Source organism: Streptomyces siamensis, assembly GCF_039543605.1.
GTDB classification, from domain to species: Bacteria; Actinomycetota; Actinomycetes; order Streptomycetales; family Streptomycetaceae; genus Streptomyces; species Streptomyces siamensis.
The window spans coordinates 559,011-578,902 of record NZ_BAABKB010000001.1; the positions used below are offsets into that span (position 1 = coordinate 559,011).

Genomic DNA, 19,892 nt, shown 5'->3' on the forward strand with positions numbered 1-19,892 from the left:
CGTCCGAGCGAACGCCCCGCACTTGTGACGCATCCCCCTGCCGGGCTTCGCAGGGGCCCGTCCGGCCCGGGCTTCTCAGGGGCCCGTCCGGCCCGGGAGGTCCCGAAGTCCACAGCGCGGTCACAGCCCTCCCCCAGGTCCCTGACGGCCGGCGTTTCTAGATTCCCGGCATGAGGGGAAGCCGCCAGGACGAGACGCTCGCCGAGGCCGCGGTGATGGCGCTGACGCGACAGCTGGAGCTGGCGCCCAAGCCCGGACTGCCCGACCCGCGCGATCTGCGCGCCCGAGCCACCCGGCAGGACCACCGCTCGCTGCGCTGGTCGGCCAAGGCCCTGGCACCCGGCCTCGCGGCGATGGCGGCCGCCGCACGCCGCACCGGCCGTGCCACCCCCGGACTTCGCGCGGAACTGGGCGCGATCGGCCGGTCCACGGAGCACTCGGTGGCTCTGGCCGGCGGCGGACACCGGGGCGCCCTGTGGGCGCTCGGGCTGCTCGTCGCGGCAGCCGCCCTGGAACCCGGCGCCACCGGGACGGAGGTCACGGCGGCGGCCAAGCGGATCGCGGCGCACACCGACCGGCGGGCACCGCGGCGGCCCTCCCGGGGATCGACCGTCTCCGCGACGTACGGGGCGGCCGGCGCACGGGGCGAGGCACGCGCCGGATTCCCGCACGTCCGCCGGGCGTTGGACGCGCTCGCCGCCACCCGTTCGGCCGGTGCGCCGGAATCCTGCGCCCGGCTGGACGCCCTCCTCACCGTCATGTGCACGCTCCAGGACACGGAGCTGCTGCACACCGCCGGACCCCACGGCCTGCGGCACGTCCAGACGGGGGCCCGCGCGGTGCTGGACGCGGGCGGTACGTCCACGGAGGCGGGCCGTGCGGCCCTGGCAGCCTTCGACGGCGACCTGCACGCGCGCGCGTGGAGCCCGCGAGGCAGTGGAGCGCTCCTCGCGGGTGCCTTGTTCGTGGACTCGCTGCCCGTGACCGTCAGGGCGTGACCGGGACGCCGCGCCGGTCCGCGGCCGGATCGGAGCGTGGGTCCGGCGCCAGGTCCTGCGCGACTCGGGAGCGTGCCGCGGGCCCCATCGCGTACGACGCCCCGGCGATCAGTCCGCCGAGCAGCAGCCATCCGGGCGTTCCCCAGCCCACCAGCAGGGCCGTCAGGACGAGCGGACCCATCGTGCGGGCCACCGTGACACCGGTGCCGAAGAAGCCCTGGTACTCGCCCATGCGGTCGGCCGGGGCGAGGTCGAAGGCCAGTTGCCAGGAGCCCGCCGACTGCTGCATCTCGGCGAAGACCTGAAGGAGGGCGCCCGCCACGAGGATGCCGGCCGCGACCCACGGGGAGGCCCCGGACGACAGGGCGAACACCGCGCAGGACGCCAGCATCACGAGTCCGGACCGGCGGATCGCGCGCGTGGCGGCCGTGCGGCCCGTGACGCCCCGCGCCATCCGCACCTGGAAGACCATCACCACGCCCGTGTTGAGCACGAACAGCGCGGAGACCAGCCAGGCGGGCGCCTCGGTGCGCTCGGTGATCCACAGCGGGACGCCGAGGCTGAGCAGCGGCATCCGCAGCAGCAGCACGGTGTTGAGGAACGTCACCAGCACATAGGGGCGGTCGCGCAGGACACCGAGCCGGTGACCACGTCGCACGGTCACCGGCTGCACCGGAGGCAGGCGCAGCAGCAGTCCGGCGCACAGCAGGAAGCTCGTCGCGTCCAGCGCGAACACCCCGGAGTAGGCGGCCCGCGTCCCGGTGTGCAGCGCGAGTCCGCCGAGGCCCGCGCCCACCGCCAGACCGGCGTTCAGCGTCGACTGGAGGTGCGCGAGCAGTCCGGTGCGCCGCCCGGCCGGCACCAGCCCCGCGAGCAGCGCCTGCCGGGCCGCCGCGAGCCCCGACTGCGCGGACGCGTACGCGCACGCCGCGAGGACGAAGGGGACGAAGCCGCGGACGACCAGGAAGGACGCCACCGCCGTCGCCGTCGCCAGGGCCAGCAGCGCCGCCGTGCCGCGCGGCCCGCGCCGGTCGGCGAGCCGGCCGAGCGGCACGCCCACCAGTGAACCGACGGCCCAGGCGACGGTCAGCCCCAGTCCCACGTGCGCGGGGGCGAGACCGACGACGTGCGTGAAGTAGAGGGCGGAGGTCACGTAATAGGCGCCGTCGCCCACGGAGTTGGCCAGCTGGGCGAGGGCGAGCACGCGCTGCGGGCCCACGGGTGGGAGGAGACGGGGTGACGTCGCGTGCGCCGCGGCTGCCTGGTTCGTCATGCCACTGACGCTACGGACGTATTGGCTCCCCGGGCAGCTCCAATCAGCACGCCTCTTGTTGGCCCAATTCGACGACCGGCAACCGGCACGGCCCACGCCGGAGACCTCTCCCGCCGGGGCGGACCGGCCTGCGGCCCACCACGGGCCCGTCCCGGCCGCCCTCCGCCGCCGGGGCGGACCCGCCCGCGGCCCACCACCGGCACGGCCCAGGCGAGCGCCCTCCGCAGCCGGGGCGGACCGATCCGCGCCGGTGGCCCCTCAGCCCGCCCTCCGCACCGCGTCCAGCACCCGCCCGAGAGCCTCCAGGGCCTCCGGATACGCGCGTTCCCGGGGTGTCCCGTACCCGACGACGAGCCCCTGCGGGCGGTCCGCGCCCGGTGCGTGCCAGTGATCTCCCAGGTGGCCGATCGCGAGCCCTTCGTGCGCGGCGCGCGCCAGCACCTCCGCCTCGTCGTCCACCTCCACCAGGGCATGCAGCCCCGCGGCGATCCCCCGGACGCTCCTGCGCGTCCCCAGCCGGTCGAGCAGTCGGTCCCGGCGGCGCCGGTAGCGCAGCCGGCACGCGCGCACATGACGGTCGTACGCGTGGCTGTCGATCATCTCGGCGAGTGCCAACTGGCCGATGGACTCGGTGTGGTGGTCGCTGTGCAGCTTGATGTCGGCGACCGCGTCGACGAGGTGCGGCGGCAGCACCATCCAGCCGAGCCGCAGGGCGGGCCCGAGCGTCTTGGAGGCCGTGCCCAGGTAGACGACCTGGCCGGGCGCCATCCCCTGGAGCGCGCCGACCGGCTGCCGGTCGTAACGGAACTCCCCGTCGTAGTCGTCCTCGACGATCAGCCCGTCACGCGCGCGTGCCCAGTCGGTGAGGGCGCGCCGCCGCTCCGGGTGCAGGGTGACGCCGGTCGGGTACTGGTGGGCGGGCGTGACGACGACCGCGTCCGCCTTCGCCGCGGCGTCCGCGCGGGCACCGCGTTCGTCGACGGGCAGCGGCACGACGGTTCCGCCGCTCTTGCGCACCACCTCGCGGTGGAACGCCAGACCCGGGTCCTCCATGGCCACCGTGCCCCCGTCCAGCACACGGGTGAGGAGCGCGAGACCCTGCACATAGCCCGAAGTGATGACGATCCGTTCGGGCGGCGCGATCACTCCCCGCGCCCGCCCCAGGTAACCCGACAGCGCGGTCCGCAGCTCGATACGGCCGCGCGGGTCCCCGTAGTCGTACGCCAGGGACGGTGCCGTCGCGATCGCACGGCGCAGTGCCCGCAGCCATGCCGCCGCCGGGAAGGTGCCGACGTCCGGGCTGCCCGGACGCAGGTCGAAACGGGGTGCACGCGCGTGTGGCGCGCGTACGGCCGCCGCCGCGCCGTCCGAGGGCAGCGGTGCCACCTCGGTGCCGGAACCCTGCCGGGCCGTCAGATAGCCCTCCGCGACCAACTGGTCGTACGCCGCTTTCGCCGTGCCGCGGGAGATGCCCAGTTCGGCCGCGAGCCGGCGGGTCGCCGGCAGCCGTGTGCCGGGTGCGAGCCGGCCCTCGCGCACGGCGTCCCGCAGGGCGCGTTCGAGCCCCGCCCTGCGCCCCGCCCCGGCGTCCGGCTCCAGATGCAGGTCCACCCCGACACCGGACCAGAAGTCGTCCACGAAAAGCCGCCCCCCCCTAGGCACACCGGAAAACCCGGGAGCGCCGAAGTCCCCCGGGCATGCCGATGGCCGGGCACCCAGGAGGGCACCCGGCCATCAGTCTCGTCATCAGCCCTCGCGGGGCACTATGTCAGCCCTTCAGGGACGCCATCCAGGCCTCGACCTCGTCCGAGCGGCGCGGCAGGCCCGCGGACAGGTTCCGGTTGCCGTCCTCGGTGACGAGGATGTCGTCCTCGATGCGGACGCCGATGCCGCGGTACTCCTCCGGGACGGTCAGGTCGTCCGCCTGGAAGTACAGGCCGGGCTCGACGGTCAGGCACATGCCCGGCTCCAGCGTGCCCTCGACGTACGTCTCGGTCCGCGCGGCCGCGCAGTCGTGCACGTCCATGCCGAGCATGTGGCCGGTGCCGTGCAGGGTCCAGCGGCGCTGCAGGCCCAGCTCCAGGACGCGCTCCACGGGGCCCTCGACCAAGCCCCACTCGACGAGCTTCTCGGCGAGCACGCGCTGCGCGGCGTCGTGGAAGTCGCGGTACTTGGCGCCCGGCTTCACGGCCGCGATACCGGCCTCCTGGGCCTCGTACACGGCGTCGTAGATCTTCTTCTGGAGCTCCGTGTACGTGCCGTTGATCGGCAGCGTGCGCGTCACGTCGGCGGTGTACAGCGTGTGGGTCTCGACGCCCGCGTCCAGCAGGAGCAGGTCGCCGGAGCGGACCGGGCCGTCGTTGCGCACCCAGTGCAGCGTGCAGGCGTGCGGGCCCGCGGCGCAGATCGAGCCGTAGCCGATGTCGTTGCCCTCGACGCGTGCGCGCAGGAAGAACGTGCCCTCGATGTAGCGCTCGCTGGTCGCCTCGGCCTTGTCCAGGACCCGGACGACGTCCTCGAAGCCGCGCACGGTCGAGTCGACGGCCTTCTGCAGCTCGCCGACCTCGAAGTCGTCCTTGAGGAGCCGCGCCTCGGAGAGGAAGACCCGCAGCTCCTCGTCCCGCTCGGCGGTGACCTTGTCGGTCAGGGCGGACTCGATGCCGGCGTCGTAGCCGCGCACGACACGGACCGGTCCGGTGGCTTCACGCAGCGCGGCGGTCAGCTCGCGCACGTCCGAGGCCGGGATGCCGTACAGCGCCTCGGACTCGGTGAGGGAGTGGCGGCGGCCGACCCACAGCTCGCCCTGGCCGGACAGCCAGAACTCGCCGTTCTCGCGGTCGGAGCGCGGCAGCAGGTAGATCGTCGCCTTGTGGCCGCCGGACACCGGCTCCAGGACGAGGACGCCGTCCTCGGTCAGGTTGCCGGTCAGGTACGCGTACTCGACCGAGGCGCGGAAGGGGTACTCGGTGTCGTTCGAGCGGGTCTTCAGGTTGCCCGCGGGGATCACCAGGCGCTCGCCCGGGAAGCGCGCGGAGAGCGCGGCGCGGCGAGCGGCCGTGTGCTCGGCCTGGGCGATGGGCTTCAGGCCGCGCAGCTCGGTGTCGGCCCATCCCGACTTCATGCTCTCGGCCAGCTCGTCGGACACGCCCGGGTACAGGCCGTTCTTGCGCTGCTTGATCGGCTCCTCTTCGCCCGCTTCGTCAGCGGCATCGTCAAGCACGGCTTCCGGGGTCTCCGGGGTGAGCGCCTCCGACACGGTCTGCCTCCTAGATACGACTTTGGACCTCCCCCATCGTACGGTCGTACTGAAGGGGGCCCAGGGCCGGAAGACCTGTTACGTACGGCTCACCGTGAACGGCGACCGCGGGCACCGCGGATCGGCCGTCCGAGTCGGCCGCCCGGGACGGCGGCGCTCGGGGCGCTCACTCGAAGCGCGCCGCCAGCAGGACGACGTCCTCCTTGCTGTCGGCCTCGTCGAGTCCGTCCGGCAGCACCGTGCGCAGGACGTGGTCGGCGACCGCGCCGGGGTCGTCGCGGACCGTCCGGGGCACGCTCGCCGCCGCCGCGTGCAGCCGGGTGAAGGCCCGGTCCATGGGGTCGCCGGTGCGGTGCAGCAGCCCGTCGGTGTACAGCAGCACGGTCTCGCCCGGCTCCGTGGTCAGCTCGACGCTCGGCGCCTCCCAGCACGCGAGCATGCCGAGGGGGGCCGACAGGGAGGTCTCCACGAACTCCGTGCGCCGCGGCCCGATCACCAGGGGCGGGCTGTGTCCGGCTCCCGCCAGCGTGAGCTTGCGCAGTGCGGGCTCGCAGTAGGCGAACAGCGCGGTCGCGGAGCGGGCGGGCTCGGTCAGCCGCAGCAGCAGTTCGAGGTCGGACAGGACCGCGACGGGGTCCTCGCCCTCCATGACGGCGTAGGCCCGCAGGGACGCCCTCAGACGGCCCATCGCGGCGACCGCGCTGGGCCCGCACCCGGTGACGGAGCCGACCGCGAGACCGAGCGCGGCGTCGGGCAGCGGCAGCGCGTCGTACCAGTCGCCGCCGCCGCGCGCACTCGTGCGGTGCCGTGCGGCGAGCTGGACGCCGGAGACCCGGGGGAGCCGCGGGGGCAGCAGCTCCTCGGAGATCGTCGTCATGCACGCGCGCGTGCGCTCCAGTTCCACCAGGCGGGCCAGGTGCTCGGTGGCGTAGCGGGCGTAGAGGCCGACGAGGTGGCGCTGGCGTTCGACCGGTTCGGCGGGTTCGTCGTAGAGCCAGACGGCGGCGCCCAGCCGGCCCGCCGCGCCGGTGGACAGGGGGAGGGCGTAGCTCGCGGCGTAGCCGAGCCGGGCGGCCACCTCACGGTGGCGGGGGTCGAGCCCGTCCTCGGAGAAGAGGTCCGGCTGGGCGATCTCGCCCTCACCGCCCGGAAGTCCGTCCAGGATCTTCCCGTACGACATGGCGCTGCGCGGGACGGTCTCGATGTGGCCGAGATCCGCACGGGCCAGCCCCAGGCCGATGGTGGTGTCGGGGCCGAGTCCGTCGCCCGGCTCCAGGACGAGGAGACCGCGTCGGGCGCCCACGAGGGCGGCTCCGGCGCGCAGCGTCTCCTGCAGGGCGTCGTCGAGTGCCGAGGTGCGCGCCAGACGCTCGGTGAGCTCGTGGAGCGTGGTGAGATCCGAGACCCAGCCCGCCAGGCGATCTTGAAGAACGGCGCCGGGACCGATGGGGGAGGTGGCCGAAGGGGCACCCGTGGGGGCAGGCGTCGGCGCGACAGTGTGTGTGGGCGAAGGAACCGTTGAATCGATTCCGGCCACTTTCGGAATGTGAGGGGCGTTCATGGCGTCCGGCTTTCCGACCGGTGCGTATTGCTCAATAGCATCGCAAACCCCCATGTCGTTCTGCGCCGCTAGCGGTGTCTCCACATGTACACGCACTCGTGAGGGGATGTCCAGCATTGTCCTGCCGGGATTCCTGGTGTCCGTGAGACTGTCGGTAACCCTTGCGGGAAAGCAAAGTTGGCTTAAAACTGACTCGGGCAACGGCTTATTGAGGTCGACTGGCCTCGTTCGACGGAGCGTCACAGCGGTCGTGATGGGTACGTACTCGGTGAAGGCCAGGGGTGGTTGAGATCCGCCCGGAACCTGGCGACGGACCCGGGCGTCTTAGCCACCGACGACCGTGCCCCATCCTCCCGTGGCGGAGGCGGCAAGAAATACACGGGACGGCAAATCGCCAGGCGCCGCCACCCCACGCCATGCCCATGCTTTTGATAGACGCAGTATGGACGCGGACGCAGCCAAACGCTCGGCCCATAGGGGTTCCCCTTGTCTCCAGCAGGGGTGTGATGCGCCAGTAGGTACGCACAGTGAAGTGATCGACACATGGTGTGATGTGGTCCACGGTGTTGCCAGGCGTGCAACGGAAAGGAACGAGCGCTCATGCGCGAGATCCTCGGAAGGCGACGCAGGCTCCTGTCCAGGCGGAACAACGGGAGGCCTGAGATGCTCAGCGCGGCCCTGACCTTCGCGACCGAATGGCAGTGGCCCGTACTCCCGGGAGTGGCGGCGGACCCGCAGGGGCGTGCCCGCTGCGCGTGCCCCGACCCGGAGTGCACGGTGCCCGGTGCCCACCCCTTCGACCCCGGCCTCCTCGCGGCCACCACCGACGAGCGCATGGTGCGCTGGTGGTGGACCAACCGGCCGTCGGCGCCCGTCGTGCTGGCCACCGGCGGCAAGGCCCCGTGCGCGGTGAGCCTGCCGGCTCTCGCGGCGGCCCGTGCCCTCGACGCCCTCGACCGCAAGGGCATGCGCCTCGGCCCGGTCGTCGCGTCCCCGACGCGCTGGTCGATCCTCGTCGCGCCCTACTCCATGGAGCAGCTCGGCGAGCTCCTCTACGCGAAGGACTTCGTCCCCGGTTCCCTGCGCTTCCACGGAGAGGGCGGCTATCTCGCGCTGCCGCCGTCCGAGACGGGCCAGGGCCAGATCCGCTGGGAGCGTGCCCCGCTGCCCGGCTCCGCCGCCCCCTGGGTGCCCGACGTGGAGGCCGTCGTGGACGCCGTCGTGGAGGCACTCACTCGTACGGGTGTGAGCGCGCCCGAGTTGTAGGAGCGCCCGGCGCGCGGTTGACCGCGCGCCCGCCCGCGCTCGTTATCTTCCCCTTCATGAACCTTCGCCTGCTCGCACTCGCGGGCGTAGTGGCGTTCACGGTGGCCCTTCCGCTCGCCGTGGCATCCGCGGGGCCTGTCGCGGACGCCGGATATCCCGGCCGCGACGGCGCCGCGGCCGCAGGGGCCCCGGGGCGCGACGGCAAGGGGACGGCGGCTCCCGTCCCCACCCGGTCGCCCCGGCTGCTGGGACTCGGCCTCGCCACCGCCGCCCGGTGCGGTCCCGAACTCTCCTCCCCCGACGGCATCGAGGCGCAGACCTGTGTCCTCACGCAGGGTGAGGACACCTGGGCCCGTACGTACTACCGCAACGCGACCGGCGACGAGCTGAGCTCCGTGCTGACGTTGATGGGGCCCGGCGGGCGCACCGTGCAGATGAACTGCGTGGTGGGCGCGGAGGACGACCCCGGGGTCTGTGAGACCCCCAGGGAACGCACCGACGGCGACGTGGGGGGCTATTCGGCGGTCGCGGAGTTCGCGGAGTTCGCGGAGTTCGCGGAACGCACCGCGGCCGCAGGGCCGCTGCTGCTGCGCTCGGGGAGCAACTCGGGGCAGTAGCAAGGTGGTTGATGTCGCGCGCGGTTGCGGACATGGAAAGACCCGGTTGCTGGCGACGGGGGATGCACCAGCAACCGGGCTACTCGAACGGTAACAAGAGATCGGCGGTTCGCAAATTCGATCTCGGCTATTCGGACACGGATTTACCTGTCACAACGGGGAGTTGTGACAGGAGTCACCCGTTCTGTGGGGCTCTGCCCAGCTGACCGGTCGGTCAGTTCGGCTTCCTGTGGGTCAGCTGAGTGTGACCTGTCGGTTGGTGAGGCCGCCGCGCGCCCTGCGCTCCTCCGCGGTGAGCGGTGCGTCGGTGGCCAGGGCGGTGGCGAGGCGCTCGGCGAACTCGGCCGCGGGCTTCTCGATGTCGTCCGCCGTGACGCTCGTCGGCAGGTCCCAGACCGGCACCGTGAGCCCGTGGGCACGGAAGGAGCCGACCAGACGGGTGCCCTCGCCGAGGTTCGAGCGGCCGGCCGCGTGCAGCCGGGCCAGCGCGTCCAGAAGCTGCTCCTCCGGGTGCGGCATGACCCAGCGCAGGTGGTTCTTGTCGGGGGTCTCGCACCAGTAGGCGGCGTCGACCCCGGCGAGCTTCACGGTCGGGATGGCGGCGGCGTTGGCCCGCTCCAGGGAGGCGGTCACGTCCGCCGTCGCGTTCTCCGCGTCCGGAACCCAGAATTCGAAGCCGCTGTGCACAACTGGCTCGAACGCGCCTTCGGGGGCGAGCAGGTCCTGGAGTCGCGGGCCCTCGGCGGGGGCGCGCCGCCCCTCGACCGGAGTGCCCGGCTTCGCGGTGAGCGCGCGCTGGAGGGTGTCGGCGAGGTCGCGGCTGATGTCGCCGGACGCCGTGTCGTTCTGCAGGCCGAGGAGCACCGAGCCGTCCTCGCGGCGCAGCGCGGGCCAGGCCATCGGCAGGACCGTGGCGAGCGTGACCGACGGGACGCCTTCGGGCAGGCTCTCCTTGAGGTTCAGCTCGACCGTCGCGGCGGGCACCAGCTCGCGCAGCGCGACCCAGTCGCACTCGCCGGGCAGTCCCTCGAAGGGGCGCTGCACCAGCTCGGTCACGGCGTGCGCGGCGGCCCGGCCGTGGCAGGCCTTGTAGCGGCGGCCGCTGCCGCAGGGGCAGGGCTCGCGAGCGCCCACAACCGGGACGTGCCCATCGGCGCCTGCGGCGCGGGCCCCGGCTTTCGAGGTGGGCTGCTTGGCCTTGGTGTGGGGTCGCTTCTTGGCCATCGTGGGTGTCTCCCGATCACGGCTCGTCTCGTACGGGCGCGAGCCTAGCCGTTCCTACGTGGGCTGACGGGACCCTGTGGACAACGCACCGGGTCGTCCCGGAGCCGGTGATTCGGCCCGCGTGCGCCACGACCGGCACGTCCCGCTCCGCTCGCTCCCCGCCGGGCGGTGTCGCCGGGTCGGCGTGTCCCCGTCGGTGGCCCCGAGGACGTGCTCCCCGTCGGTGGCCCCGAGGACGTGTTCCCCGTCGGTGACCCCGATGGGCGTGCTCCCGTCGGCGCGGTCCCAGGGGCCCGCTTGCCCGGCGCCCCGGCGCCCCGGCGTGCCGGCGTCCTCAGCCCAGTTCGTCGAAGGCGTCCGCGAAGTCCAGCTCCGGTATCCCCGCCGACACGTTCGGTGACGCGACGCGCGTAGCGAAATCATCATGCCTGCGCGCGGATTCCACGTCGTCCTGGACGACGACCCATACCGTGACCTCGCCGCGGACGTCGTCGCGCACGCCCCAGTCCTTGGCCAGTGCCGAGATGATGTTCAGCCCGCGGCCGCCGCGCGCGGTGACCGAGGGCGTGGCCGGGACGGGCCGGGTCGGACCACCGCCGTCCGTCACCTCGACGACGAGCCGCCCGGACGTGTCGACGCGCCACGCGGCACGGACGTCCCCGTCACCCGTCAGGGCGTCACCCAGCGGCCTGCCGTGCCGACAGGCATTGCTGAGCAGTTCGGAAAGGATCAGTACGGCATCGTCGATGACCGAGTCCGCCACGCCACCGGTACGCAACTGATCACGCATACGGTGTCTTGCTTCCCCCACGCCCGCAGGACCATGGGGTACGGCCATGCTCGACGACGTGGGCACCTCCTGTGCCACCACCAACGCCACCCCCGAGACCTCCTTTGCCCCACGCCACGTTGTGGATGCCCCTTTGGACTGGACCGGAAACCGGCCAATCAACGTCTGCTGACGCACTCGTAACGATCGAATACGGAGCGAACGCGCCGGTGCACTCCCTGTAATCGCGTGACTGGATTTCGGTGGTGATGTCCGGGGTCCGTGGAGGGCCCTGCCTGGGGGAACGTGGTGGGATCAGCGGCCCAACTGGCGCAGGACGGCGCGCGGACGGTTGGTGATGATGGCGTCGACGCCCAGCTCAACGCAGAGATCGACGTCCTCGGGCTCGTTCACCGTCCAGACGTGCACCTGGTGTCCGGCTCGTTTCAGCCGTTCGATGTAACCGGGGTGGCTGCGTACGATCCGCATCGAGGGGCCCGCGATCCGGACACCGGCGGGCAGCCGTCCGTCGCGCAGGCGCGGGGAGATGAACTGCAGCAGATAGACCGTGGGCAAGTTCGGCGAGGCGGCCCGGACGCGATGCAGCGAGCGCGCGGAGAAGCTCATGACGCGTACCGGTGACTGGGTGGGGGCCTCGGGCGCGTCCAAGCCGAAACGCTTCAGCAGGACCAGCAGCCGCTCCTCGACCTGGCCGGCCCAGCGGGTCGGGTGCTTCGTCTCGATGGCCAGCTCGACGCGGCGGCCCGCGTCGGCGACGAGTTCGAGCAGCCGCTCCAGGGTGAGGACGGAGGTGTCCTCCGGGTCCCCGGGACCGTGCTCCCAGTCGGGGGCCTCGTCGCGGTTCTTCCAGGAACCGAAGTCCAGGGCGGCGAGGTCGGCGAGCTCCAGGGCCGAGACCGCTCCGCGCCCGTTGGACGTACGGTTGATCCGGCGGTCGTGCACGCAGACGAGATGGCCGTCGGCGGTCAGGCGCACATCGCACTCAAGGGCGTCCGCACCGTCCTCGATCGCCTTCCTGTACGCGGCCAGCGTGTGCTCGGGGGCCTCTTCGGAGGCTCCGCGGTGGGCGACGACCTGGATGGGGTGCTGTCGTGCGAGGGTCACCGCGTCATGGTGCCACCGTCGTGCAGCAGGCGTGAGGTCGAGGAGGCGGGGATCCGCCCGTTTCGCCAGACTGGTCCGATATAAAGGATGGTCGCGGACCCACAGCCACCGCTTATGGTGCTCTGACGGCCGGTGGGAAAAGCTGACGTCGTACAAAAGCGCATGCACAGCTGAATCGCGCCGGACCGTCGACAAGCGTGAGTGAGCGTGACCGAGTGCGACCGAGAACAACAGCCGTGGATCTAGGAGTAGAGCTGTGAGCACCGAGAACGAGGGCATTGCAGTACCCCCGGCCCCGTCCGCACCTCCCGTGCCGGTGGAAACTCCCGCTGCCTCCGCGCAGGCCACTGCGCCCGAGGGGGGCGCGCCGACCACTCCGCTCCCGCTGGTGCCTCCGAGCGCCCCCAGCGCCCCGGAGCAGGCACCGGCGCCCGCGCAGCAGCCGGCGTACGCGCACGCCGGAGTAGGACACGGCGCCGCCCCGCACGGGCAGGGCGCCGGAGTCCCCGGATCCGCCGCCGAGGCGGGCTGGCCGCCTCCGCCGCCGCCCACCCCGTCGTACGCGGACGGTGGCGGCTCGGGCCACGGCGGCTGGGGCTCCTCCTACCAACAGCCCGCACCGAAGCCGAAGAACGGGCGCGGCGGCCTGGTCGCCGCCCTCCTGGTGGCCGCCCTGGTCGCCGGCGGCGTCGGCGGCGGCATCGGCTACTCGCTCGCGAAGAACAACGACGACTCCACCGACTCGACGACGGTCTCCGCCCCGAGCGGCAGCGGCGACGTCAAGCGCGCCTCGGGCACCGTCGCGGGCGTGGCGGCCAAGGCGCTGCCGAGCACCGTGACGATAGAGGCGCAGAGCTCGAGCGGTGAGGGCGGCACCGGCACCGGTTTCGTCTTCGACACCCAGGGCCACATCCTCACCAACAACCACGTCGTCGCGGACGCGGTCGACGGCGGCAAGCTCACCGCGACCTTCCCCGACGGCAAGAAGTACAACGCCGAGGTGGTCGGCCACGCTCAGGGCTACGACGTCGCGGTCATCAAGCTGAAGAACGCGCCGTCGGACCTGAAGCCGCTCGCCCTCGGCAACTCCGACAAGGTGGCCGTCGGCGACTCCACGATCGCGATCGGCGCGCCCTTCGGCCTGTCGAACACGGTGACCACCGGAATCATCAGCGCCAAGGACCGTCCGGTGGCGTCCAGCGACGGCAGTTCCGGCAGCAAGGCGTCCTACATGAGCGCCCTGCAGACGGACGCCTCGATCAACCCGGGCAACTCCGGCGGCCCGCTCCTGGACGCGCAGGGCGCGGTCATCGGCATCAACTCGGCGATCCAGTCGAGCAGCGGAGGCGGCCTCGGCGGCAGCAGCCAGTCCGGCTCGATCGGCCTGGGCTTCGCGATCCCGATCAACCAGGCGAAGAACGTCGCGCAGCAGCTGATCAAGACCGGCGAGCCGGTCTACCCGGTGATCGGTGCTTCGGTCTCCCTGGAAGAGGGCACCGGCGGCGCGAAGATCACCGAGCAGGGTGCGAGCGGCTCCGACGCGGTCACCTCCGGCGGCCCCGCGGACAAGGCCGGCCTCAAGCCCGGCGACGTCATCACCAAGCTCGACGACCACGTGATCGACAGCGGACCGACCCTGATCGGCGAGATCTGGACCCATCGCCCCGGCGACACGGTGAAGCTCACCTACACCCGGGACGGAAAGACCCACACCGTCGACGTCACCCTGGGACAGCGCGAGGGCGACAGCTGAGCGGTTAGTCTTGTCCCCGCGCCGTCGACGATCGTGGACGGCGCGGGGTGGGTTGCCCGAGCGGCCTAAGGGAACGGTCTTGAAAACCGTCGTGGCAGCGATGTCACCGTGGGTTCAAATCCCACACCCACCGCTGGCAGGTCAGCGTCGGTGCTGGTCAGAAGGGGTGCTCCGGTTCGCGGGGCACCCCTTTCGCGTTCAGATTGTCTCACCTCTTCTCGCCCGTATCCCAGCATTGACCAGTGCGTATGGGCCATCTGTGGGCCAGGATCAGCGCGTGCCGTTAAGCGTTGTCGGCTTTCGGGAGGCGCGTCTCCGTCTCTTCCGTCCTGCCCTTCCGGCGACTGGGACCCGGATACCTGAGGTCCGGGGCCGGGATCCGGCTCGGCCGGGCCGCGGAGTCTTTCATCAAGTCGCTGTCCCGGACAGCGGTGGGGCTGCATGCTCCTGACGTGGCATCACTCCGGCGCAAGCGCGAGGCCCCTCGGGGCCGGTACACACCGAACCTTTGGCCCGTCTGGATCGTCGCCCCCGTGGCGTTGATAGCCGCCGGTGCTCTGGGCTGGGTCATCTACCACTACGCCTACGACCACTTCGCGCAGGCTGCCGCCGACCAGGAGCCGTCCAAGCCGGTCAACATCAATGACGTCCTCAAGGCCACTGTCACGGCCCTGACCCTGATCGGTGCTGTCCTCGCCGGTCTCTACGCGTACCGCAAACAGCTCCTCGCCGAGGGCGACGCACACCGCGCGGACGCAAGCCAGCTCGCCGACCGGTACACCACCGCCGCCGAACAGCTCGGCCACGACCAAGCCGCCGTACGCCTTGCCGGCGTCTACGCCCTCGCTCGCCTCGCCGACGACTGGGAAGAACAGCGCCAGGTCTGCATCGACGTCCTGTGCGCCTACCTCCGCATGCCCTACGAAACCCGACCCGATAGCCCCCGGCCACAAGGAAGGTGAGCGAGAAGTCCGGCAGACCATCATCCGCGTCATTCGTGACCACCTACAGCAACCGGACGCACCCACTGCGTGGTGCCAGTACAACTTCGATTTCACTGGCGCTGTCTTCGACGGCGGCAACTTCTCAACCAGCCACTTTCGAGGCATGGTCGCCTTCTTCGGCGCGACGTTCACCCGCGGCAGGGTCATCTTCGACTTCGCGAGGTTCAGCGGCGGCACGGTCAGATTCGTCGGCGCGAGGTTCAGCGGCGGCACGGTCAGATTCGTCGGCGCGAGGTTCAGCGGCGGCACGGTCAGATTCGGCGGCGCGAGGTTCAGCGGCGGCACGGTCAGATTCGGCGGCGCGAGGTTCAGCGGCGGCACGGTCAGATTCGGCGGCGCGACGTTCAGCGGCGGCACGGTCAGATTCGGCGGCGCGACGTTCAGCGGCAGCACGATCACCTTCGACCACGCGACGTTCAACGGCAGCACAGTCCCCTTCGACCACGCGACGTTCAGCAGTGGCGCGGTCACCTTCGACCACGCGACGTTCAGCGGCACCGTGTTTGAGTGGGGCCCTCTCCCGGCACCGGCGGGTGCATAGGCCGCGCGAGTGCGGGGGCCCGGCACGGGGTCGCCAAGGTGGTTCACCTCCACTATATTCGAACGTGTTATCGATAAGCGGTGTGATGCCGAGGCGACCCCCGCGCCGGACGGGACGGTCGCGGTTCGCCGCTACTCGCCGTACGCGGTGGTGAGGGTGAACCTGTACGTCGGCGGTGTCTTCTACAGAGGCGTTGTACGCGCCAGTTACGAGGCGCCGAATGGCCGGCTGGCCTATGACCTGCTTCTTTGGCCCCGCCCGGACGTGTCGCCATCGGGCTGGTATTGGTTCGACGGGTCGCGGATGACACGCCGCGACTACCAGGGTCCGCGGGACACCCGCGTCGTCGCCTGAGCGCGGCCGTGGCGTCAGGGTGACGGCTCGAAGCCACGGGTGTGGACTTGGCCGCCCGCCGAACAGCCCACGCTGTGGGTGCGCATCTCGGGCGCGTGGCGGCACGCGTCGGTGGTGGCGCGGCAGGATTGGTCGGATGGGCGGACGGCGTATCAGGTGCTTCTGGACGCCGATGGGTCGACGCCGATGTCCCACCGCTCGTACTGGTGGCCCCAGGAAGGGGTACGTGTCGCACATCGCAGTGCGGCGAAGCCGACGACGGAGGCGGGTCGGGGTGGCGATATGCCGAGAGCCCCGCGGCTCCGAATGCGGTGAATCGGAGCCGCGGGGCCGGGGCGGAGGCTTTCGGTGACTACCCGGGGAGACGGTCACGGCCGGAGCGGGGGCTGTACCGGGCGCGGCGGAGGGCGATGGACGCGGCGCCGCGTACGCGCCGGCCGTGCGGCGTCCGGTCTTGCGGGGGAAGCCTGGCGTTTCGAGTTGTCGTCCGGTCCTTTCCGGATTCGGCGCAGGACGGGAAGGACCAGAAATGATCTCGGCGCAGGCGTGGGCGGACGCTCAGCTTCTGTGGGACTACCACCGCATGCACCAAGACCCGCGGCCCTGTTCGGTGGCCGTTGGCTTGGGCAGTCACGACTTGGGAGTGACTGACGTGACAGCGGAGCTGTACCACCAGGGTATGGCGCCAGTCATTGTGTTCACCGGGGCCATCAGCCCCACGACCCGAGCGCTCATGCATCGCGGTGAGGCGGTCCACTATCGCGAGCGCGCCCTTGAACTCGGGGTGCCGGACTCCGCCATCTTGCTGGAGCCGCGTGCGACCAACACCGGGGGAGAACATCGAGTTCAGCAAGGCGATGCTGGCAGAGGCCGGCGTCAAGGCCCCGTCCGTCCTGCTCGTGAGCAAGCTGTACGAAGAACGGCGCTCGTACGCCATGATGAGGAAGCTCTGGCCTGAGGTCGAAGTAGTATGCGCGTCTACCTCGATGGGTCTGGAGGAGTACACCGACTCCATCGGGGACGCTCGCAAGGTGATCGACATGATTGTGGGCGCCCTGCAGCGAGTGCTCGTCTTCCCGGCATGGGGTCTGGCCATCGAGCAGGATGTACCGGACGCTGCCGTAGCCGCCTATGAACGACTGTGCGTCGAGGGCTTCACCAACCGACTCCTGCCGGCTGATGTTGCCGCTCGTCCCGGTGCGTGATGCTGAATTGTGCTCTGAACAGCACGAACAGACCCGGCAAGCGAGTACGGAAGACTTCTGCCTCCACGAGAGCTTCCCTATCTCATCAACCCCTCCGCCTGTCCGGGCGGAGGGGGACGCTGCTTGTGGGAGGTAGGGGCGATCGGTTCCGGAACTTTAGTCAGCACCACTGCTCTGGATGCTGTCGCGTCCGGCCCCTCGACGAATTCACGGGACGAAATGTTCTGTCAGACCACAGTGCACCGTGCCTACTGTGTTAGATAGCTCCGCTGGGCATGCCATGCGAGGTGTTTAGACTTCACACAGAAACATGCGCGGACCCTTCGGGTTGCGCTACTGTTCAAGTCGACGTGATTCGTGACGAGGCGTGGGGGCGAGGATGGCCGAGGCGATTTCGAGCAGTGACCTGATTCCAATCGAGAGTCAGACAAAGACCATCCAAACCTGTTTCCAGCAGTGCCTGTATGAGGTGCCCAATTTCCAGCGGCCTTACAGCTGGTCTCAGGATCAACTCGGCGATTTTTGGGATGACGTCATCTTGGCGAAGGGTGATTTCTTCTTCGGATCCACGGTAACGTGGGTCAGTGAGAAGAGGGATCTCTTTAACGACACGTACTCAATCATCGACGGTCAGCAGCGGCTGACGACGAGCGCGATTCTCCTATCTGTTGTTCGTGACGCATTTAACGATGTGGCTGCTAAGTATACTGGCGTCGATGACTTCGATGCGGGTGCTGCTACTAGTCAGGCGCTTACTACTCAGAAGTACCTGATGGTCAAAGATGACGACGGTAAGAGCCATCCGGTTTTGGATCGACCTGAGAAGATGTTTTATGAAGTGATCCAGAATCCGAATGCCATTCCATCCGGGGTAAAGTGGAATGGGAGTGCTGAACGGATCGGAGAGGCGCGCTCCTTCTTTGAGTCGAAGATTCTCGCCGCCATCAAGGGATTGGCGCCGAGTGAGCAGGTCGAGCGTCTTAAGTCAATTCGGTCAAACGCCTTGAAGGCGCGCGTAATCCAGGTCGAGTTGGCGTCTGAGGAAGACGGATTTCTGGTCTTCGAGACATTGAATACCCGCGGGGCGGACTTGCGGCTGTCCGACCTCGTCAAGAACCTTCTGATCCGCGGCGGAGCCACTGACGCCGACGATCGCCAAGCGGTTGCAGATCGTTGGGACCGACTTGTCGATCGCGTTCAGATAGGTCGCACGAGCGCGGACGTTGTCGACAGATTCATTTGGCAGTCCTGGAACTCGCGACGCGAGGCGGTGAAGGAGCCCGAACTGTTTAAGGCGATTAGCCGCATCGTAGGCGTTAGCCCAGCCGCACACCTTTCCTACTTGGAGGAACTCGAACGAGATTCGGAAACTTACGAGTGGCTAGAGGCTGAGCATGTACAGGTCCAGCCGAAAGCCCGTGGTGTACGCAATGCTTTTGCAATCCCGGAATTTGTTGACAGCGTTCGCGCACTTGCGATCTTCAATGTCTCTGTAGCAAACTCGACGGTCCTCGCCGTGGCCCGCAAGTTCCAAGAAACAAAGTTGATCAAGCAGGCGCAGGTTATCGAAGTGTTGAGGCTCGTTGAGTCTTTCCATTTTCAATATACTGCATTGACTAATAGCGGTTCGACTGGCGGAACTCGGGGTCGATATAACCGCTTCGCTGTTCGTTTGGAGAGTGCTAAGTCTGTCAGTGAAGTGGCGTTGGCCATCGAGGACTTGAAAGATAAACTTTGCAAAAGCCTACCCGATCGTGCGAGAGCGCTCCAAGCGTTCTGCTCTTTGTTCTATGCGCCCTCGCTTCAGTTGACTCAGGCACATAAAGTCCGATCTCGTAAGATTTTCATCGCTTACGTGCTAATGTCGTTCTCGAAGCTGGAGGGCTTGCTGCCTGCGGGCCAGAATCTCACGACTTGGTCGATTGAGCACATCAAGCCTCAGTCAAAGGCCTCAGCGGACTATCGCGATCCGATCTACTCGATAGGAAATCTGACGCTACTCACCGCTCACCTCAACAGTTCCCTCGGGGATGCTCCATTGTCGTCCAAGGTTGAGGCGCTCAAGAAGGGAGGGGCGTATTTCGACTCGGAGCTTGCCACGTGGGAAACGGGCGCCACCGATTCTCCGTCTAATGCCCAGATCGAGGAAAGGTCGCGTCTCCTTGCGGCCGAAGCGTTGGATCGAGTTTGGAAGCTATAGACGCAGGAGCCCTCCAGGTCGGCATTACGGAGGTTAACCTCGCAACGTCGTGCCGCCGATCAAACGGGTCTGGTGGTCAGCCGCCCCGCTCCGCGCGCAGTACATCTGTAGAGGACCTTCGACGAGTGACGGCCGGGACTAGAGGCTTCGTGATGGTCGTGCGCCGCGTCGCCCCTCCGCGGCCATCCTCTGGCCAGGGTTTCCCACTCTGGCCAGACATAGACGGTGAACGGCGTGGTCCGCGCGCCTTGTGTCACGGACCTTGGAGCGGGCTTGAAAACCGTCGTGGCAGCGATGTCACCGTGGGTTCAAATCCCACACCCACCGCGGTGGTTCGGCACATGTGCCGAACCGAAGGGGTGCCTCTCATCGAGAGGCACCCCTTCGGCCTGTGCGGGGCGGTTCTCCGGCGCGCAGCGATGAGTTTTCCCCGCTCGCGCGGTCGTATCAGCAACCAGTCGGAGTGCGGCGGCGTGCCGGTGCTCCGAGACCGCTTCCCGCACACGGATGGGACACCGCCGACATGACCGAAGCCGTGAAGGGCCCCGCCAGCTACTTCCCCTCCATCGAGAAGAAGTACGGGCGGCCCGTCGCCGAATGGAAGGACCTCATCCGGTCCTCGCCGCTGACCAGGCACATGGAGCTGGTGTCCTGGCTCAAGGCCGAGCACGGGCTGGGGCACGGCCACGCCAACGCCCTGGTCGCCCACACCCTCGCCGAGGACAGCGGCAAGTAGACGCTCCGGC

General features: G+C 69.6%; 16 protein-coding genes, 1 tRNA gene and 1 pseudogene. 11 read left to right on the forward strand and 7 right to left on the reverse strand.

The features are described from left to right. Nucleotides 1–170 precede the first annotated feature (170 nt). Nucleotides 171–998 (forward strand): triphosphoribosyl-dephospho-CoA synthase, encoded by an 828-nt coding sequence (locus tag ABEB03_RS02460; protein WP_345640371.1) that lies wholly within the window; start codon nt 171–173, stop codon nt 996–998. Here the strand turns inward: ABEB03_RS02460 and ABEB03_RS02465 are convergent. The 4 genes from ABEB03_RS02465 to ABEB03_RS02480 form a co-directional block, all read right to left on the reverse strand. Continuing rightward, nucleotides 988–2,271 (reverse strand): MFS transporter, encoded by a 1,284-nt coding sequence (locus ABEB03_RS02465; RefSeq protein ID WP_345640374.1) that lies wholly within the window; start codon nt 2,269–2,271, stop codon nt 988–990. The genes ABEB03_RS02460 and ABEB03_RS02465 overlap by 11 nt on opposite strands. A 258-nt stretch (nt 2,272–2,529) precedes the next feature. Further along, the gene (gene pdxR / locus ABEB03_RS02470) at nt 2,530–3,909 is read right to left on the reverse strand and encodes a MocR-like pyridoxine biosynthesis transcription factor PdxR (protein WP_345640377.1); all 1,380 of its coding nucleotides are present in this window, start codon (nt 3,907–3,909) and stop codon (nt 2,530–2,532) included. Between the two features lie 130 nt (nt 3,910–4,039). Then, a complete protein-coding gene (locus tag ABEB03_RS02475) occupies nt 4,040–5,527 on the reverse strand; it encodes an aminopeptidase P family protein (protein WP_425589163.1) in 1,488 nt (495 codons plus the stop codon). Between the two features lie 166 nt (nt 5,528–5,693). Then, nucleotides 5,694–7,205, reverse strand: coding sequence for a PP2C family protein-serine/threonine phosphatase (locus tag ABEB03_RS02480; RefSeq protein WP_345640380.1), 1,512 nt, complete (start codon nt 7,203–7,205; stop codon nt 5,694–5,696). A 483-nt stretch (nt 7,206–7,688) separates the two neighbouring features. On the opposite strand from ABEB03_RS02480, the gene ABEB03_RS02485 reads away from it, so the two are divergent. Further along, nucleotides 7,689–8,354: a bifunctional DNA primase/polymerase gene (locus ABEB03_RS02485; protein ID WP_345640382.1), complete on the forward strand. Its 666-nt coding sequence runs from the start codon at nt 7,689–7,691 to the stop codon at nt 8,352–8,354. A gap of 56 nt (nt 8,355–8,410) precedes the next feature. Then, on the forward strand, nt 8,411–8,971 hold the full coding sequence (locus ABEB03_RS02490) for a hypothetical protein (protein WP_345640385.1): 561 nt from the start codon (nt 8,411–8,413) through the stop codon (nt 8,969–8,971). A gap of 234 nt (nt 8,972–9,205) precedes the next feature. Here the strand turns inward: ABEB03_RS02490 and ABEB03_RS02495 are convergent, their stop codons facing one another. From ABEB03_RS02495 to ABEB03_RS02505, 3 genes are all read right to left on the reverse strand, one after another. Further along, a complete protein-coding gene (locus ABEB03_RS02495) occupies nt 9,206–10,195 on the reverse strand; it encodes a DUF5926 family protein (protein WP_095935363.1) in 990 nt (329 codons plus the stop codon). 334 nt (nt 10,196–10,529) lie between these two features. Continuing rightward, the gene (locus ABEB03_RS02500) at nt 10,530–11,162 is read right to left on the reverse strand and encodes an ATP-binding protein (protein ID WP_345640389.1); all 633 of its coding nucleotides are present in this window, start codon (nt 11,160–11,162) and stop codon (nt 10,530–10,532) included. A 117-nt stretch (nt 11,163–11,279) separates the two neighbouring features. Next, complete coding sequence (locus ABEB03_RS02505) at nt 11,280–12,089, reverse strand: glycerophosphodiester phosphodiesterase (protein WP_345640392.1); 810 nt, start codon at nt 12,087–12,089, stop codon at nt 11,280–11,282. Between the two features lie 256 nt (nt 12,090–12,345). Between ABEB03_RS02505 and ABEB03_RS02510 the strand changes: the two genes are divergently transcribed. From ABEB03_RS02510 to ABEB03_RS02545, 8 genes and pseudogenes are all read left to right on the forward strand, one after another. Then, nucleotides 12,346–13,842 carry a S1C family serine protease gene (locus ABEB03_RS02510; RefSeq protein WP_345640395.1) on the forward strand — a complete coding sequence of 499 codons (1,497 nt, stop codon included), beginning with the start codon at nt 12,346–12,348 and terminating at the stop codon, nt 13,840–13,842. 46 nt (nt 13,843–13,888) lie between these two features. Further along, nucleotides 13,889–13,975 (forward strand) — tRNA-Ser (locus ABEB03_RS02515). A 400-nt stretch (nt 13,976–14,375) separates the two neighbouring features. Beyond that, complete coding sequence (locus ABEB03_RS02520) at nt 14,376–14,804, forward strand: hypothetical protein (protein ID WP_345640398.1); 429 nt, start codon at nt 14,376–14,378, stop codon at nt 14,802–14,804. A 145-nt stretch (nt 14,805–14,949) separates the two neighbouring features. Beyond that, on the forward strand, nt 14,950–15,387 hold the full coding sequence (locus ABEB03_RS02525; RefSeq protein WP_345640402.1) for a pentapeptide repeat-containing protein: 438 nt from the start codon (nt 14,950–14,952) through the stop codon (nt 15,385–15,387). Nucleotides 15,388–15,543: 156 nt separating this feature from the next. Further along, nucleotides 15,544–15,741: a hypothetical protein gene (locus tag ABEB03_RS02530; protein ID WP_345640406.1), complete on the forward strand. Its 198-nt coding sequence runs from the start codon at nt 15,544–15,546 to the stop codon at nt 15,739–15,741. A 529-nt stretch (nt 15,742–16,270) separates the two neighbouring features. Continuing rightward, a pseudogene (locus tag ABEB03_RS02535) lies at nt 16,271–16,946 on the forward strand (YdcF family protein). A gap of 379 nt (nt 16,947–17,325) precedes the next feature. Next, nucleotides 17,326–19,146: a DUF262 domain-containing protein gene (locus tag ABEB03_RS02540; protein ID WP_345640409.1), complete on the forward strand. Its 1,821-nt coding sequence runs from the start codon at nt 17,326–17,328 to the stop codon at nt 19,144–19,146. A gap of 523 nt (nt 19,147–19,669) precedes the next feature. Continuing rightward, on the forward strand, nt 19,670–19,882 hold the full coding sequence (locus ABEB03_RS02545) for a DUF4287 domain-containing protein (protein ID WP_345640411.1): 213 nt from the start codon (nt 19,670–19,672) through the stop codon (nt 19,880–19,882). Nucleotides 19,883–19,892 lie beyond the last annotated feature (10 nt).